The organism is Rhizobium sp. J15 (assembly GCF_002531825.1).
Classification (GTDB): domain Bacteria; phylum Pseudomonadota; class Alphaproteobacteria; order Rhizobiales; family Rhizobiaceae; genus Rhizobium.
On the sequence record NZ_NWSX01000003.1, the window covers coordinates 310794 to 325128 of the forward strand.

10 protein-coding genes and 1 pseudogene are annotated in these 14335 nt (G+C 63.5%); 5 read left to right on the plus strand and 6 right to left on the minus strand.

Features of this window, described 5'->3' with window-relative positions; translation table 11 throughout:
• Positions 1 to 198: 198 nt before the first annotated feature.
• Entirely contained in the window at positions 199 to 750 is a 552-nt protein-coding gene (locus CO670_RS05115; protein ID WP_097589248.1) for a hypothetical protein, read from the plus strand.
• Positions 751 to 802: 52 nt separating this feature from the next.
• Here CO670_RS05115 and folK read toward each other — a convergent pair whose 3' ends face one another.
• From folK to folP, 3 genes are read right to left on the minus strand one after another with little or no spacing between them, the layout of a single operon-like run.
• Positions 803 to 1321: a 2-amino-4-hydroxy-6-hydroxymethyldihydropteridine diphosphokinase gene (folK, locus tag CO670_RS05120; RefSeq protein ID WP_097589249.1), complete on the minus strand. Its 519-nt coding sequence runs from the start codon at positions 1319 to 1321 to the stop codon at positions 803 to 805.
• On the minus strand, positions 1314 to 1679 hold the full coding sequence (gene folB, locus CO670_RS05125; RefSeq protein ID WP_097589250.1) for a dihydroneopterin aldolase: 366 nt from the start codon (positions 1677 to 1679) through the stop codon (positions 1314 to 1316). The genes folK and folB overlap by 8 nt, the downstream gene beginning before the upstream one ends.
• A complete protein-coding gene (gene folP / locus CO670_RS05130) occupies positions 1676 to 2545 on the minus strand; it encodes a dihydropteroate synthase (RefSeq protein ID WP_097589251.1) in 870 nt (289 codons plus the stop codon). The genes folB and folP overlap by 4 nt, the downstream gene beginning before the upstream one ends.
• 101 nt (positions 2546 to 2646) lie before the next feature.
• Between folP and CO670_RS05135 the strand changes: the two genes are divergently transcribed.
• Positions 2647 to 3273: a DUF922 domain-containing protein gene (locus CO670_RS05135; RefSeq protein WP_097589252.1), complete on the plus strand. Its 627-nt coding sequence runs from the start codon at positions 2647 to 2649 to the stop codon at positions 3271 to 3273.
• Positions 3274 to 3598: 325 nt separating this feature from the next.
• On the opposite strand, the gene CO670_RS05140 is transcribed toward CO670_RS05135, so the two are convergent.
• Positions 3599 to 3919, minus strand: coding sequence for a 2Fe-2S iron-sulfur cluster-binding protein (locus CO670_RS05140; protein WP_011425597.1), 321 nt, complete (start codon positions 3917 to 3919; stop codon positions 3599 to 3601).
• A gap of 200 nt (positions 3920 to 4119) precedes the next feature.
• Entirely contained in the window at positions 4120 to 4503 is a 384-nt protein-coding gene (locus tag CO670_RS05145; protein ID WP_097589253.1) for an Hpt domain-containing protein, read from the minus strand.
• Positions 4504 to 4968: 465 nt separating this feature from the next.
• On the opposite strand from CO670_RS05145, the gene CO670_RS05150 reads away from it, so the two are divergent.
• Positions 4969 to 12066 (plus strand): hypothetical protein, encoded by a 7098-nt coding sequence (locus CO670_RS05150; RefSeq protein WP_097589254.1) that lies wholly within the window; start codon positions 4969 to 4971, stop codon positions 12064 to 12066.
• 91 nt (positions 12067 to 12157) lie between these two features.
• On the plus strand, positions 12158 to 12715 hold the full coding sequence (locus CO670_RS05155) for a cysteine hydrolase family protein (protein WP_097589255.1): 558 nt from the start codon (positions 12158 to 12160) through the stop codon (positions 12713 to 12715).
• 28 nt (positions 12716 to 12743) lie between these two features.
• Here CO670_RS05155 and CO670_RS05160 read toward each other — a convergent pair.
• Positions 12744 to 13263: pseudogene (locus tag CO670_RS05160) on the minus strand (AAA family ATPase).
• A 186-nt stretch (positions 13264 to 13449) separates the two neighbouring features.
• Between CO670_RS05160 and CO670_RS05165 the strand changes: the two are divergent.
• Positions 13450 to 14280, plus strand: a complete 831-nt coding sequence (locus CO670_RS05165; protein ID WP_097589256.1) for a D-alanyl-D-alanine carboxypeptidase family protein — start codon at positions 13450 to 13452, stop codon at positions 14278 to 14280.
• Positions 14281 to 14335: the final 55 nt, after the last annotated feature.

Below are 14335 nucleotides of genomic sequence, written 5' to 3' on the forward strand. Positions count from 1 at the left end.
TCGGCAGCTTTCACCATACGTAGCGTAATGTTGGAGAAATTGAAGTGGATTCAAGATATTAGCAGCGGGATACTGAAGTTCGCGCCGCGCGAAAACCCTTGTGCCACCGTGCATTTCGGGACAATCGAAAGGAAGGATTAACCATTATTCGGCAAAACTTGCAGCCAGTTCGTGAGTGGTGTTTGCCAAGGAAAATCCATGTATTCGCGCAAGTTTCTCTTCGTTTGCGGCCTTGCCGCCGCGGCATTGTCTCCCGTCGCAGATGTCGCTCCGGCAGCCACGGCTGCGACCCGTGACAAGGCCTTCTTCGAATCCGTCGCCGGCTCCTGGAAGGGTCCGGGCGAGATCGTCGCCGGAAAGTATAAAGGCACGAAATTCACCTGCAACCTGATCGGCGAGCCGACCGGCGACAGCAGCGCCGGCATCAAGCTCGACGGCACGTGCCGCGTCGGCGTCTTCAAGCAGCCGATGACCGCCGTCATCTCGCAGGCTGGCTCCACCTACAAGGGCAAGTTCCTCGATGGCGCTGCCGGTAAGGGCCTCGACGTCGTCTCCGGCGCCGTCACTGAGGATACTGTCGTTGTCGGCATCAACCGCGCCAAGCTGAACGGCGCGATGATCGCCCGCGTACGTGACGACAAGACGATGAACATCACCGTCTCGGTCAAGGTCGAAAGCCAGATGGTCCCGGTCATCGGCCTGACATTGACCCGCCAGGTCGACGAAATGGCCGTCGGCTCCATTCAGTAAGACGGCATCCAGGATTTTCCGGAAGCGGCGGGATTTCCCGCCGTTTTTCGTTTCAGGATTTCCGCCACCAGTCGCGGCCGTTATCGGCGACCTCGATGCCCGCCACATCGGCATCCGACAGCCAGTCGCCGACCGTCCTGCCCTTGACGAGAAGGCCCGGCGCGATATCGGCAAGCGGCATCAGCACGAAGCCGCGACCGGTCATGCGGGGATGCGGCAGCTCCAGCCGCGGCGCCTCCTGAACGACGTCGCCATAGGTCAGCACGTCGATATCGAGCGTGCGCGGACCCCAGCGCTCGACGCGCTCGCGTTTCATCTCGCGCTCGATCGACAGGCAGAGATCGAGCAATGCTTCCGGTGGAAGCGAGGTTTCGACGGCGGCGCAGGCATTGAAGAAGAACGACTGGTCGGTCTTGCCCCAGGGCGGCGTGCGATAGAGCCGCGAGACGGCGCTGACACGGCAGTCGTCCCGCCGGTCCAGGCTTTGCAGCGCCGCGGCCATCGCCTTTACCGGATCGCCGATATTGCCGCCGAGACCGAGCGTGGCCGATTGCAACGAGGCCTCAGGCAAAGTGCTCAACGCTCACCTGCACGAAATCGAGCACGCCGGGCACCGGCGCATTCGGCTTGCGCACCGTGATCTTCGCCCGCCGCACCTGCGGAAATTTCTGACAGAGCCCCCTGGCGATATCGAGCGCCAGCGCCTCGATCAGATAGCGCCGCTTGCCCGTGACGATCTCCTCGATCACCGTAAAGGCAATGCCGTAATTCACCGTGTCGTCGATTGAATCGCTTTCCAGCGCCTCGCCGGCGACGACATCGAGCTCGGCATCGACGAAAAAGCGCTGGCCGAGGAATTCCTCCTCGTCATGCACGCCGTGGCGCGCGAAGAAGGCGCAGTTCTGCAGCGTGATCGTGTAAGTGGTCATGTCGGCCGCTTCCTCTCGAAATCCTGGCGGGCATTGAGCATAGCATCGGCGATATCGAGCGCATCCCTGTTGATTGCGACATTGTGCACCCGGAAAACCGCAGCTCCCTGCAGCCGAAGCAGCGCGCTTGATGCAGCCGTCGCCACGTCCCGCTCCGGCGCCTCCCGCCCCGTCACGCTGCCGAGGAAGCGCTTGCGCGACGTGCCGGCAAGCAGCGGCAGGCCGAAGCGCGAAAGCTCGGAAAACCGCGCCATCAATTCCAGGTTCTCCTCGGCCGTCTCCTTGGCGAAGCCGAAGCCCGGATCGAGTACGATATGGTCGTTGCCGACGCCGGCCGCTGCGGCGATCGCGAGCGAGTGCTTGAGGAAGTGCACCTGGTCGGCGATCACGTCGGGAAGCTTCGCCCTGTCGCGGCCGGTATGCATGATGCAGAGCCCGGCCCCGGTCGCCGCGGCGAGATCGGCGATATCAGGCTCCCTTTGCAGCCCGAAGACGTCATTGACGATATGAGCGCCGGCGCTGATCGCAAGCCGCGCCGTCTCGGCGCGATAGGTATCGATGGAGATGAGGGCTTCGGTGCGCCCGCGCAGCGCCTCGATCACCGGCAGCACGCGCGCCTGCTCCTCGGAAGGGCTGACGGATGCGGCGCCCGGCCGGGTCGATTCGCCGCCGATGTCGATAATGGCGGCGCCGTCGGCGACTGCCTGCAGCGCATGTTCGACGACCGCCTCGACGGTTTCGAAGCGCCCGCCGTCGGAAAAGGAGTCCGGCGTCACGTTGATGATCGCCATGATCGCCGACCGACGGCCGAGTTCGATCTCCCGGCCATGGGCGACGCGCCATAAACTGCCTTCGAGCCCTGTCACCAGACTTATCCCATTGATGACGAAAAAACCGTCATCCGATATTGCGCTTGTGGTGGCTATGCCCCAAGCTCCTGCCGATTTCAACACGGGTTGCATTCAGAATGCCGCTTGCAGTGCGTTATATGTACCTTCCTGTCGCCTTTTCCATTGCTCTTTGCCTCTGCGGCCCAGCGGCAGCCGAAGTGATTGCATCGAAAAGCTATTCCTATTTCGACATCCGCGGCAAAACGGCGGATGAGCTCGATCGCGAACTCAGCCGGCGCGGCCCGACGGCGAGCGGCTCCTCGGCGCGCCATCCGGGCGCCACGAAGATCCGCTTCGGCGGCGAGGCCACCTATATCCAGGACGACGGGCGCTGCCGCGTCGGCAACGTCAAGGTGACAGTCCATACCCAGATCATCCTGCCGCGCTGGAACAGCCGCAAGGGCGCGAGCAAGGAGCTGTCGATGATCTGGGATGCACTTTCGAGCGATATCAAGCGCCACGAGGAGCGCCACGCCGAGATCGCCCGCAACCAGGCCCGTGCCATGGAGCGGGCCATTCGCGCCTTGCCGGTGCAGCGCAGTTGCGAGGCCATGCAGGAACTCGTTTCCAACGAATCAGCTCGCGGTATAGAGGAGCACGACCGGCAGCAGGCGCAATTCGACCGGGTAGAGGCGGTCAATTTCCAGAAGCGTATGCTGAGATTGCTGAATAATCGAATCAACGGCAGAGCCGGCGGAAAATAACGCTTTTTCAAGCTGATTGCGAGTGGGAAAGCTTAGCTGCGCAACGAAACCTGTGCGAAACTTACGCTCTCCCCAGCGATTTAATGGTCATTTTTCATCCTGGCAGACTCAACCGGAACGCGTTAATATGAACACATTCGAAAGTTCAGGTACGGCATCTGCACTTTCATCGCTGGGTTCTCCTGGCGCGTTCCGAAGCCGCGGATGTTCCTCCCTCATCCGTTGGTAATGCGCCCGCCTCGCCTCGCTCGCACCAGCGCGCGAGGCGTCTTTTTTGTGGGTATGGGAAGATCTCGACGAGCGTAGCCAGTCGAGGCGTCGCGCCTCAGGCCTGGCGTTCCGGCACGTGCACGACGAGCCCGTCATAGGCGGCCTTCATCCTGATCTGACAGGAAAGCCGCGAGGTCGGACGTACGTCGAAGGCGAAATCGAGCATGTCCTCTTCCATCGCCTCGGGCTGGCCGACCTTCTCGGTCCATTCCTCATCGACATAAACATGACAGGTCGCACAGGCGCAGGCGCCGCCGCATTCGGCCTCGATGCCGGGCACCGAATTGCGCACGGCGTTCTCCATTACGGTGGAGCCTTGGTCGACGTCGAGGTCGAAGCGCGTGCCGTCGAAGGCGACGATGGTAAGTTTGGGCATCAGGACTATTTCCGGTCTTCTAATGGTGGGCGGATTTTCTTCCGACAATTCGACGCATCAGTCAACATTGCGGAACGTGTCTTAACCTCGCAGATCGGGCCGTCGCCCGCCGTCTTCAATGCGTCATATGGCACGTCGCAAAAAGACCCGTGGTTTCGCAATGAAACAACGGGCCTCGGTCGAACGATGGCTGGAGAGGGTCAGCCGCGGCAGAGTTTCAGGATGAAATTCTCGGCGTCGACGACGGCGGCACCCAGCGCTGCCATCGTCCCGGCGTCACAGCCGGTTTCCTCGATGGCTTCCGCCGTCTGCGATACGCGGAACGCGCCGACGGAGCTTGCCGCCCCCTTCAGCCGGTGTGCCGCAGCACCCGCCCGGCTGGTTTCGCCGCTTGCGATATCCTGCAGGCACGCGCGCGCCTGGCGCGCAAACATCTGAAGGACTTCGATTTCCAGCGTCTTGTCGCCCATCGTCTGCTTTGCAAGATGGACCAGATCGATCGGCCGGACCTTGGAAGGACAGGGTCCCTTTGCATTGTCCGGCGCCTCGAATACGATGCTCAATGCTGCCATTTGGGCTGCCATTTGCCAATTCTCCCGTCTCTTATCGTCCGCAGTTGCTACAGTTCTGCGCCAGGAGGGTGGCCATCACGTTAAATTCCGGCACATTCAGGGCGGAAATCTCGCCATATGGTTAATGTCCGTTAAACATCCCTAAATTATTGGTTTTTAAGCAGGGCTCCGGATTCAAAGATGTTAACAACGGATTAACGAGCCGTGAATCTCAAGCCTTCATTAATTGTGTGAAGAGCCCAGATGTGTCACTACGATACTGGTAGAGCGGGTTTATGGTACGCGCCTTTGCCGAGCGAGTGGATAATGGTAGTGTTTTGATACCTTCCGTTTGAAAAAGCGGCTATCTACTCTGAAATGACATGCTTATCCGTCCGCGGTTGGGATGGAAGGCTGGAGCGGCGAAGTTGTTACCCGGGTAAGGCGGAAGCCCGGGATGCGCTGCCGGACTGGCTGACAGTAACGAGGCATAACCGAATGGCGAACAACAAATATAATGAGTCGATCGAGGACAAGGCGTTCAAGGCATTGGACGAGGCCCTCCAGATCGATTTCGGCAAGGAAACCGTGCCGTCTCGCCGCGGCAGCGCGCCCCAGGCCCCGGAGGCTAATGTGTCTGAACCATCGAATGCGCGTAATCAGCAGGCCCAGGAAGAAGCGCAGCGCCGCAACCGCCGCGGGGGCGCCGGCGAGCAGGCTTCCAGGGCTCCGGCCTTCGCGCCGGCCAACGATGCCAGCCGCAATACGCCCGCCTCTATCCTGAAATCCTTCGATGGTGCCTCCAGCCGCTCGGCGGTGCGCACCGCCACCCTGTTTTCCGTCCTCTGGGTCATGGCCGGCCTCGGCCTGATGTCTCTGCTCTACGCGCCGCAGATCTGGCAGATCCGTTCGGTCGCCGATCTCGTCGCCCTGCCCGGCGTCATCGCCGGCCTCGTCGGTATCATCATCCCGGTGATGATGTTCTATGCCTTCGCCATCATGATTTCCCGCGCCCAGGACATGCGCAACGCCGCCCGCTCCATGGCCGAGGTGGCACTGCGTCTCGCCGAGCCGGAAACCATTGCCTCCGAGCGCATCATGACGGTCGGCCAGGCCGTGCGCCGCGAAGTCTCGGCCATGAACGAAGGCATCGAGCGCACCATCGCGCGCGCCTCCGAGCTGGAAACGCTTGTCCATTCCGAGGTCAACGCGCTCGAACGCTCCTATGCCGATAACGAGTTGCGCGTGCGCGGCCTCGTCCACGAACTCGGCTCCGAGCGCGAGGCGATCGTCAATCATGCCGACCGCATCCGCACCTCGATCGGCAGCGTCCACGATCAGCTGAAGGAAGAGCTGTCGCTTGCGACCGAAGAGATCGCGGTGCGCCTCGCCACATCGGGCGAAGCCTTTGCCTCGCTGATCGACACGCGTGCGGCGACGATCCTGGAAAAATCGGACAGCGCCCTGCAGTCGATGGGCAGCCTGCTCGCCGCCAAGACCGACAGCCTGCTCCAGACGCTGAACGCATCCGGTTTTGCGCTGGCCACCGAATTCGACAACCGTCTCGAAGCCATCTCGGTCAATCTCAATGAACACGGTGAAAAGCTGCTCAGCCAGTTCGAGACGCGCGCCTCGACCATGGATAGCAGCACCGAGAAGCTGAACGCGGCGCTGAACGAGCGCACGCACCAGCTCAACGAAATCCTGATCGCCCGCACCCGCGAGATCAACGAAAGCCTGACATCGGGCGAACGCACCATCAGCGGCACGCTCGACGACGTGCTGTCGAAGCTGAACAGCGCGCTCGACGAAAAGGGTGCAAGCTTCCGCCAGAGCCTGCAGAGCACCGCCGACGACGCCGTCATGGATCTCGACGTGCGCTCCGGCTTCTTCGAGGAGCGGCTGCAGACCACCGTCGCCCAGCTGTCGACCGCCTTCGACGAGCGCGTCGCCGAATTCACCAGCGCTTTCGACAAGCGCACCGGTTCGCTCGACACCAAGCTGATGGAGAGCCTTGCCCGCATCAACGAGACGCTGACCGGCGGTTCGGATTCGATCGAGGGCATTCTCAGCTCCAGCATCGAGCGGATCAGTTCCTCGATCACCGACCAGTCGCTGGCGCTGGCCACCGCGTTCGCCACCGGCCATGAAGTGCTGGAAAGCGCGCTCGGCACCCGGACGGAGGAAATCACCACGGCGCTTGCCGGCCGCACCGGCGAACTGACCTCGGCGCTGCAGAGCGCCACGTCGGACATCGCGCTGGCGCTGGCATCGGGCACCTCCGACCTGCAGAACAATCTCCAGGCCCGCTCGACCGAGTTCCGCGACACGCTGCGCACCACCACCACCGATCTGACTGCCGCCGTTGCCGCCGGCACCGAGCAAGTCACCACCGCCTTCGGCGGCCGTGCCGAAGAGTTGACAGGTGTGCTTGCAGCACGCGCCGCGGAAATCCGTGAGGCGCTCGGCACAGCCCACGAGCGGATCGACAGCGTCATGGCCGAACGCGGCGACTCGCTGGTCGATGCACTGAGCACCCATCACAGCCGCTTCGAGGAAGCGCTGACGAGCCGCTCCGATGCCATCATCAATGCCGTTTCCGACACCCATGACCGTCTTGCCGAAACGCTCGACGAAAAGGCGATGGCGCTCGCCATTTCCCTGAACGAGAGCCAGACCCGTATCGAAGACACGCTGGAGACCCGCTCGGCCGCCCTGCTGGATGCCGTTTCCGGCACCCATGACCGCCTTTCCGAAACGCTTGACGAGAAGGCGATGGCGCTCGCCATCTCCTTGAACGAAAGCCAGAGCCGTATCGAAGACACGCTCGAGACCCGCTCCACGGCCTTCCTGAATGCCGTCTCGGGTACTCATGATCGCCTGTCGGAAACGCTGGATACGAAGGCGGCCGCCCTGACGAGCTCGCTCGACGAGCGCCATGCCCGTATCGAAGGCGCGCTCGGAACGCGCGCCGAAGCATTGCTGAACAGCGTGTCCGGCACCAGCGACCGGCTTGCCGAAACGCTCGACGAAAAGGCGATGGCGCTCGCCATTTCCTTGAACGAGAGCCAGACCCGGATCGAAGAGACGCTCGAGACCCGTTCCGCCGCTCTGCTGAACGCCGTCTCCGGCACCCATGAACGCTTTGCCGAGACTCTGGAAGGCAAGGCGGCAGCTTTTGCCACCTCGCTGAACGACACCCAGACCCGCATCGAAAATACGCTCGAAACCCGCTCCGCGGCGCTGCTGGATGCCGTATCCGGCACCCATGACCGCCTCTCCGAGACGCTGGACGAAAAAGCGATGGCGCTTGCCATCTCGCTGACCGAGGGCCAGGCTCGCATCGAGGACACGCTGGAAACCCGCTCGGCGGCGCTGCTGAATGCCGTCTCCGGCACCCATGAGCGCCTGTCGGAAACGCTTGACGAGAAGGCGATGACGCTCGCAATCTCGCTCAACGAGAGCCAGTCCCGTATCGAAGACACGCTCGAAGCCCGCTCGGAATCCTTCCTCAAGGCCGTTTCCGGCACGCATGAGCGTCTTTCCGAAACGCTCGACGAAAAGGCATCGGCCTTCGCCGCCTCTCTCAACGAGGGCCAGACCCGCCTGCAGGACACGCTGGAAACCCGCTCGGAGTCCTTCCTCAGCGCGATCTCCGCCACCCATGACCGCCTGTCCGAGACCTTCGACGACCGGGCGATGGCGCTTGCCATCTCTCTGAACGAAAGCCAGAGCCGTCTGGAGGAGACGCTGACATCGGGCACCGACGCGATCACCAATGCGGTCGCCGGCACGCATGAGCGCTTGAACGGCGTCCTCGACCAGAAGGCGAGCGCCCTCGCCTCCTCCTTGAGCGACGGCCAGGCTCGCCTGGAAGAAGCCTTGGGTCACCGCACCGCCGCGATCGTCAACGCCGTGGCGGCAAGCCACGACCGCCTCACCGATTCGCTCGATGAAAAGACCATGGCGCTCGCCATTTCGCTCGACGACAACCAGAGCCGCTTCGACAGCGCACTGGAAGCCCGCAGCAACGCCATGATGGAGGCCGTCGCCAGTGCCGAGGCACGCGTTGCCAGCGCCTTCGCCGACAAGACAGACGCGATCCACGCCGCCTATACCGACAATCAGCAGCGGCTCGAAAATGCCCTCTCCGGACACAGCGCGGCTCTCTCCGGCGTTCTCGATGCGGGCGGCGCCCGCTTCGAAGATCTCGTCGGCGGCCTGACCGGCCGGATCGAAGGCCGCCTCGCCGATGCCCATGCGCGGCTCGGAGGCCTTGCCGAGGAGGCTGCGGCGCGCATTGAGGGCGGCCTTGCCTCCGCCCATGACCGCATCCGCACCACGCTCGAAGACCGCGCCAACGCCATCGACCTGTCGCTGAACCAGGCCCATGCGCTGATCAACGATACGCTGACCGAACAGGCGACCAGCATCGGCACCTCGGTTGCGACGAGCGTCAGCATGCTCGAAATGTCGCTGGAAGAGCGCGAGGCTTCGCTCCGCAAGACGATCGATGCCAGCGCGCAGACACTGGAAGAGCGCATGCATGCCGGCGCCGGGCAGATCGCCGGCCGCTTCCAGGAAGCCGCGAGTGCGATTTCGACCTCCGCCCAGAATTTCTCCTCGCATCTGGACCAGTCCGTCGAAAGCCTGACCGGCCGGTTCGAAGAAACCGGATCACGCGTCGAAGCCGGCCTCGCCGCCATCGAGACCCGCATCCGTGACGGCGTCGGCGGTGTTGCCGAAAAGGTGGAATCGGTCGGCAGCCAGCTCTCCGGCGTGCTGACCGATGGCATTTCCCGCATCGGCGCGCTCGGCGACGACGCTAGCCAGCGCATCTCGGCGGCGCTCGAAGGCAGCGCCGCGAACCTCACCCAGGCGATCGACAGCCGTACCGCCAATCTGGCGGAGACGCTGGACACCAGGACCACGACCCTGACGGGCGCCATCGAAGGCCGCACGGCGAGCCTCGGCGAAACCCTCGACCGCGGCAATGAACGTATCGAGGAACGCCTGTCCACCATGGACCGCGCCTTGACCGTCGGCCTCGAAGCCGTCAACCGCACGATCGAGGGCAAGGCCGCCGGCCTCGCCTCGACGCTGCGCAGCGCGGTTGCCGAAGCCGCCCAGGGCATGGAAGGCGAAGCGACGAGAACCACCGAACTGCTCGGCAAGACCGGCCAGCAATTCGCCGAAGACCTCAACACGAAAAGCGACGAATTCACCCGCACCATGGATGAGCGCTCGTCGCAGATCGTCACCCGCGTCGCCGAGGCCCAGAACCGGCTGGCAAGCCAGGCCGCTGCCGTCGCCCAGACCTTCTCGGAAGCCGGCAACGCCATCGTCAACAAGGTCGCCGAGGCCGAGACCATCGTCGGCACGCAGGTCAATGCGATTTCCAAGGCTCTGTCGGATGCCGGCCAGTCGCTGGAAGCACGCGGCAATGCCATCCGCTCGACGCTGACCGGCGCCGGCAGCGAGATTTCCGCCACCATGGCGGATGTCGACCGGGCGCTCGAAGCACGCAGCAGCGCTATCCGCTCCAATCTCGAAGAGCGTACCCGCGAGATCGATACGACGCTCTCCGATATCGACCGAGCGCTCGAAGCGCGCGGCAATTCGATCCGCACCACCCTCGAGGAGCGCACCCGCGACCTCAACTCGATGCTATCGGGCCGCTCGGTCGAACTGACGCGCATCCTCGACGAGACCGCCCGCCCGATCATCGACCGCTACACCGATGCCGGCGAGCAGGCTGCCGCCCGCATCACCGCCGCAGCCAATCTCAGCGCCGACCGCCTGCGTGCGGAAAACGAAGCGCTTGCCAGCGCCGTTGCCGCCCGCACCGAGAATGTGACCAATGCCGTCGCCGCCATCGAGAACAGCCTGGCGGAAAACGTCAACGGCCTCGTTCAGCGCATGTCGGAAAGCAGCGCGGCGATGGCGATGATGATGAACCGCGCCGCCGAACAGCTGACCGGCGTCGACAGCCGTCTCGGCGAGACCACCACGCGCTTTGCCGACTCCGCCACCAAGGCCGCCGAAATGGTTTCCGCCTCGACCAGGCTTCTCGAAGGCAAGGTCGACCGCCTCTCCGACATATCGGGCCAGACGCTGTCGCAGGTCGGCAGCATCATCGGCCGCTTCGACGAGCACTCGAAGGTTCTGACCCAGGCCTCTCAGCTTCTCGGCGCCGCCCAGTCCAACCTCGCCTCGACGCTGGAAGAGCGCGAAAGCGCGCTGCAGACGCTCTCGGTCGGCCTTGTCCAGCGTTCCGACGAGATTGAGAAGACCATGCGCGGCCTCGGCGGCATGATCGAGTCCGTCTTCGAGCGGGCCGAGCAGCGCGCCACCCAGGTCACCGGCAATCTGCGCCAGGGTGTCCAGTCCTCCTTCGCCGATGTCGGCCGCATTCTTGGCGAGACCGAGAAGCGCGCCCAGGAAGCCGCCGAAACGATGCGCGAGGCGATCACCCGCGCCGGCGAAGAAGCCAATACGACAATCGACACCACCTTCGCCAATGTCGAGCGCCGCTCCGGCGATCTCTCCAACCGCATTCGCGGCGGTCTCACCGCCTCGCTGTCGGAAGTCGAGCGCATGCTCGGCGAAGCCGGCCGCGCTTCCGATGGCGCCGCTCAGAACATGCGGGAATCGCTGCGTGAAGCGATCGAGGATGCCGTCGGCCGCTTCTCCGGCGCGACCGAAGATATCCGTCGCTCCGCAGCCGATATCCGCAGCGAGCTCGACGCCACTCGCGCCGAACTGAAGCGCGGCGCCTTCGACCTTCCCGAGGAAGCCAAGGAAAGCGCCTCGGCCATGCGCCGGGCCGTCGCCGAGCAGATCAAGGCGCTGCAGGACATTTCCCAGCTCGTCGGCCGCAGCAGCCAGCAGCTCGAAATATCCGAGCCGGTCGCCCGCACGCTCGCCCAGGCGCAGCCTGCCCCGCGTCCCGCTCAGCCGGCCGTAACTCAACAGGTCGCCGCCCAGCCGCAGCAGCCCGCCCGCCCGCCGATCGAAGCCACGGGCCTGCGCGGAACGATCGCGCCATCGGCGCCCGCTGCCGCGCCTCAGCGCCCCGCCCAGCAGCCAGCGCCTGCCCGCCAGGAACCGGCTCGTGCGGAAAGCGGCGGCTGGATCAGCGATCTCCTGCGCGGCGCCTCGCGTGAGGAGGCCGCCGAGGAAGCGCCCGCTCGCGCCCCGGCCACACAGGCAGCGCCGGCCGCGCGCAGCGGCGATGTCCGCAACCCGCGCCATGTCGTCGAATCCCTGAATTCGCTCTCGGTCGACATCGCCCGCGCCATCGATCACGACGCCTCCGTCGATCTCTGGCGCCGTTATCAGCGCGGCGAGCGCGACGTCTTCACCCGTCGCCTCTACACGCTGAAGGGCCAGCAGACCTTCGACGAGATCAAGCGCAAATACGACCGCGAACCGGAATTCCGCACCGCCGTCGACCGCTATATCGGCGATTTCGAAAAGCTGCTCGCCGACGTCGCCCGCAGCGACCCGAACCAGATCGTCTCGCAGTCCTACCTCACCTCGGACACGGGCAAGGTCTACACCATGCTCGCCCACGCCGCAGGCCGGCTCAGCTGAGCTGAGCTGACTGATATCTTGATTGGAAAGCCGCCTGAACAGCGTGTCAGGCGGTTTTCGTTTTAGATCATCTGCGCAGGAAGCTCCGGAAATGACCAAGGCCCTTCTGATCATCGACGTGCAGAACGCAATTCTTTCCGGAAAAGCCACGCCGGAGCGGCAGCCGCAGATCGATTCCGCCCTCGATCAGACCGTCGCCCGTCTTGCCTCGCTTCAGGAAAAGGCGAGGCAGGCTGGCGTGCCTGTCGTGCTGGTGCAGCATGACGGCGGCAACGGCCACAGATTGGCCGTCGGCACGCCGGGATGGGCGCTGCGCCAGGAAATTGCGCCGAAGCAGGGCGAAGTCGTCGTGCGCAAGAAAAGCGCCGACTCCTTCTTCGAGACCGATCTCGCGGAACGTCTGGACGAACGATCCATCACTCACCTGATCGTCGGCGGCTGCATGTCCCAATTCTGCGTCGATACGACGGTCAGGCGCGCCGTGTCGCTCGGATATGATGTGACGCTGATTGCCGACGGCCACACGACCGGCGACACCGAAACCCTCACCTTCTCTGAGATCGTCGCGCACCACAATGAAACGCTAGACGGCTTCGACGCCGGCAAAGCCGTGGTCGCCGTCCGTCCCGCCGCAGACATCGTTTTATAAGGCGCGGAGCGCGAAAGGAGAGCTGGCATCAAATCGAGGGCCGGCGATCAATGCCCAATTTGACGACCAACCCGTCCACCGCCTCCTCAACGCTCTTCGCAGCCGTATCGACAACGATTGGCCTCCGCCCCCAATCCTCATAGGCCCGGTCGACAACCTCTTGCCAGCTCGGTTTCACGAGTCCCTCAACATCGGTTTCCCGCGTCTCCACCCCGGCGGCGATGCTCGGTCTTGTCGGAACAGATCACCTCCACCTCGACCGCAGTCACCGCAGATCGCGCGGCAACCGCCAGCCATGCTCTGCGCGTTATCTCCAGCGGATTGACCGAGTCGGCAATGACCAATCTGCCGAGAGTGAGATTATCCTGCGCCACTCCATAGGCGACGACATAACCGGCCGGGCCGATGTCTCTTTCAACATCGCCTGACGCCCTGATCGCCTGCTCGATCGTGTCGACCCTGACATGGACGGCGCCAAGCCGTTTCGCGAGCGCGCGGGCGATTGTCGTTTTCCCGCTTCCCGGCAAGCCGCCGAAGATGATCAGCATGGTTTCACCTCGTCCGTGAATATTCGTGAGGATCTCGTTTTAGGCGAACTGCTGAACAAACCCAATCACCTGTGGATCACCAACTTTTGTTGCTCCCCGTCCTTCATTCCGTCACAAACTTTTCCAATGCGCTACGATCAACTGAACGGCTCGTTCGACCATCAACCGATAGAGACAGCAACATTGATGACCAAGATGACATCCCGGCTTCTTGCCACAGCGCTCTCGTCCGCCTTCCTGCTTGGCGCCTATACTCTGGCTGAAGCAGGTCAGGCAAGCTTCGTCGTGGACGCGCATTCAGGACAGGTCCTCGAAGCTTCCAATCAGGACGAGCTGAACTATCCGGCGTCGCTGACCAAGATGATGACGCTCTATCTCGCTTTCGAGGCCCTGCATGAGGGACGTCTCGCCTGGGACCAAAAGCTTACCATGTCGGAAAATGCCGAGAGCAAGGAGCCCTTCAAGCTCGCCGTCGGCGCCGGCCGCAAGGTGACGCTGCGCGAAGCGGTCGAAGCCATCGTCGTGCTCTCGGCCAATGACGCGGCCGTGGCGATCGCCGAACAGCTCGGCGGCTCCGAACAGGCCTTCGCCAAGACGATGACCGACAAGGCGCATCAGCTCGGCATGAAGGATACGGTCTTCAAGAACCCGTCGGGACTGCCCGATCCCGAGCAGGTCACCACGGCGCGCGACATGGCGACCCTCGGCGTTTCGCTGATGCGGGACTACCCCGAAGAATTCAAGCTCTTCTCCATGCGCGGCTTCCAGTTCCGCGGCATGAAGCTGCGCGGCCACAATAACCTCATGTACCGCTATGACGGCGTCGACGGCATCAAGACCGGCTACACCGATGCATCCGGCTACAATGTCGTGACATCGGCGCTGAAGGACGGCCGCCGCGTGGTGGGCGTCGTCATGGGCGAAAAGACCGCAAGCCTGCGCGACGACAAGATGGCGGGCCTGCTGGACAACTATCTGCCGTCGTCACCTACGGTCACGGCAACCGGTCAGCCGTGAGCCACGATGACGGACGCGCAGCCGACCAAATAGGCTGCCGCCTACCTAAAAAAAA

Excerpts from the sequence above, each read along its gene's own strand:
- CO670_RS05115 (WP_097589248.1), top strand. The coding sequence starts at position 199 with ATGTATTCGCGCAAGTTTCTCTTCGTTTGCGGCCTTGCCGCCGCGGCA.
- folB (WP_097589250.1), bottom strand. The coding sequence starts at position 1,679 with ATGACCACTTACACGATCACGCTGCAGAACTGCGCCTTCTTCGCGCGC.
- CO670_RS05135 (WP_097589252.1), top strand. The coding sequence starts at position 2,647 with ATGCCGCTTGCAGTGCGTTATATGTACCTTCCTGTCGCCTTTTCCATT.
- CO670_RS05140 (WP_011425597.1), bottom strand. The coding sequence starts at position 3,919 with ATGCCCAAACTTACCATCGTCGCCTTCGACGGCACGCGCTTCGACCTC.
- CO670_RS05145 (WP_097589253.1), bottom strand. The coding sequence starts at position 4,503 with ATGGCAGCCCAAATGGCAGCATTGAGCATCGTATTCGAGGCGCCGGAC.
- CO670_RS05150 (WP_097589254.1), top strand. The coding sequence starts at position 4,969 with ATGGCGAACAACAAATATAATGAGTCGATCGAGGACAAGGCGTTCAAG.
- CO670_RS05155 (WP_097589255.1), top strand. The coding sequence starts at position 12,158 with ATGACCAAGGCCCTTCTGATCATCGACGTGCAGAACGCAATTCTTTCC.
- CO670_RS05165 (WP_097589256.1), top strand. The coding sequence starts at position 13,450 with ATGACCAAGATGACATCCCGGCTTCTTGCCACAGCGCTCTCGTCCGCC.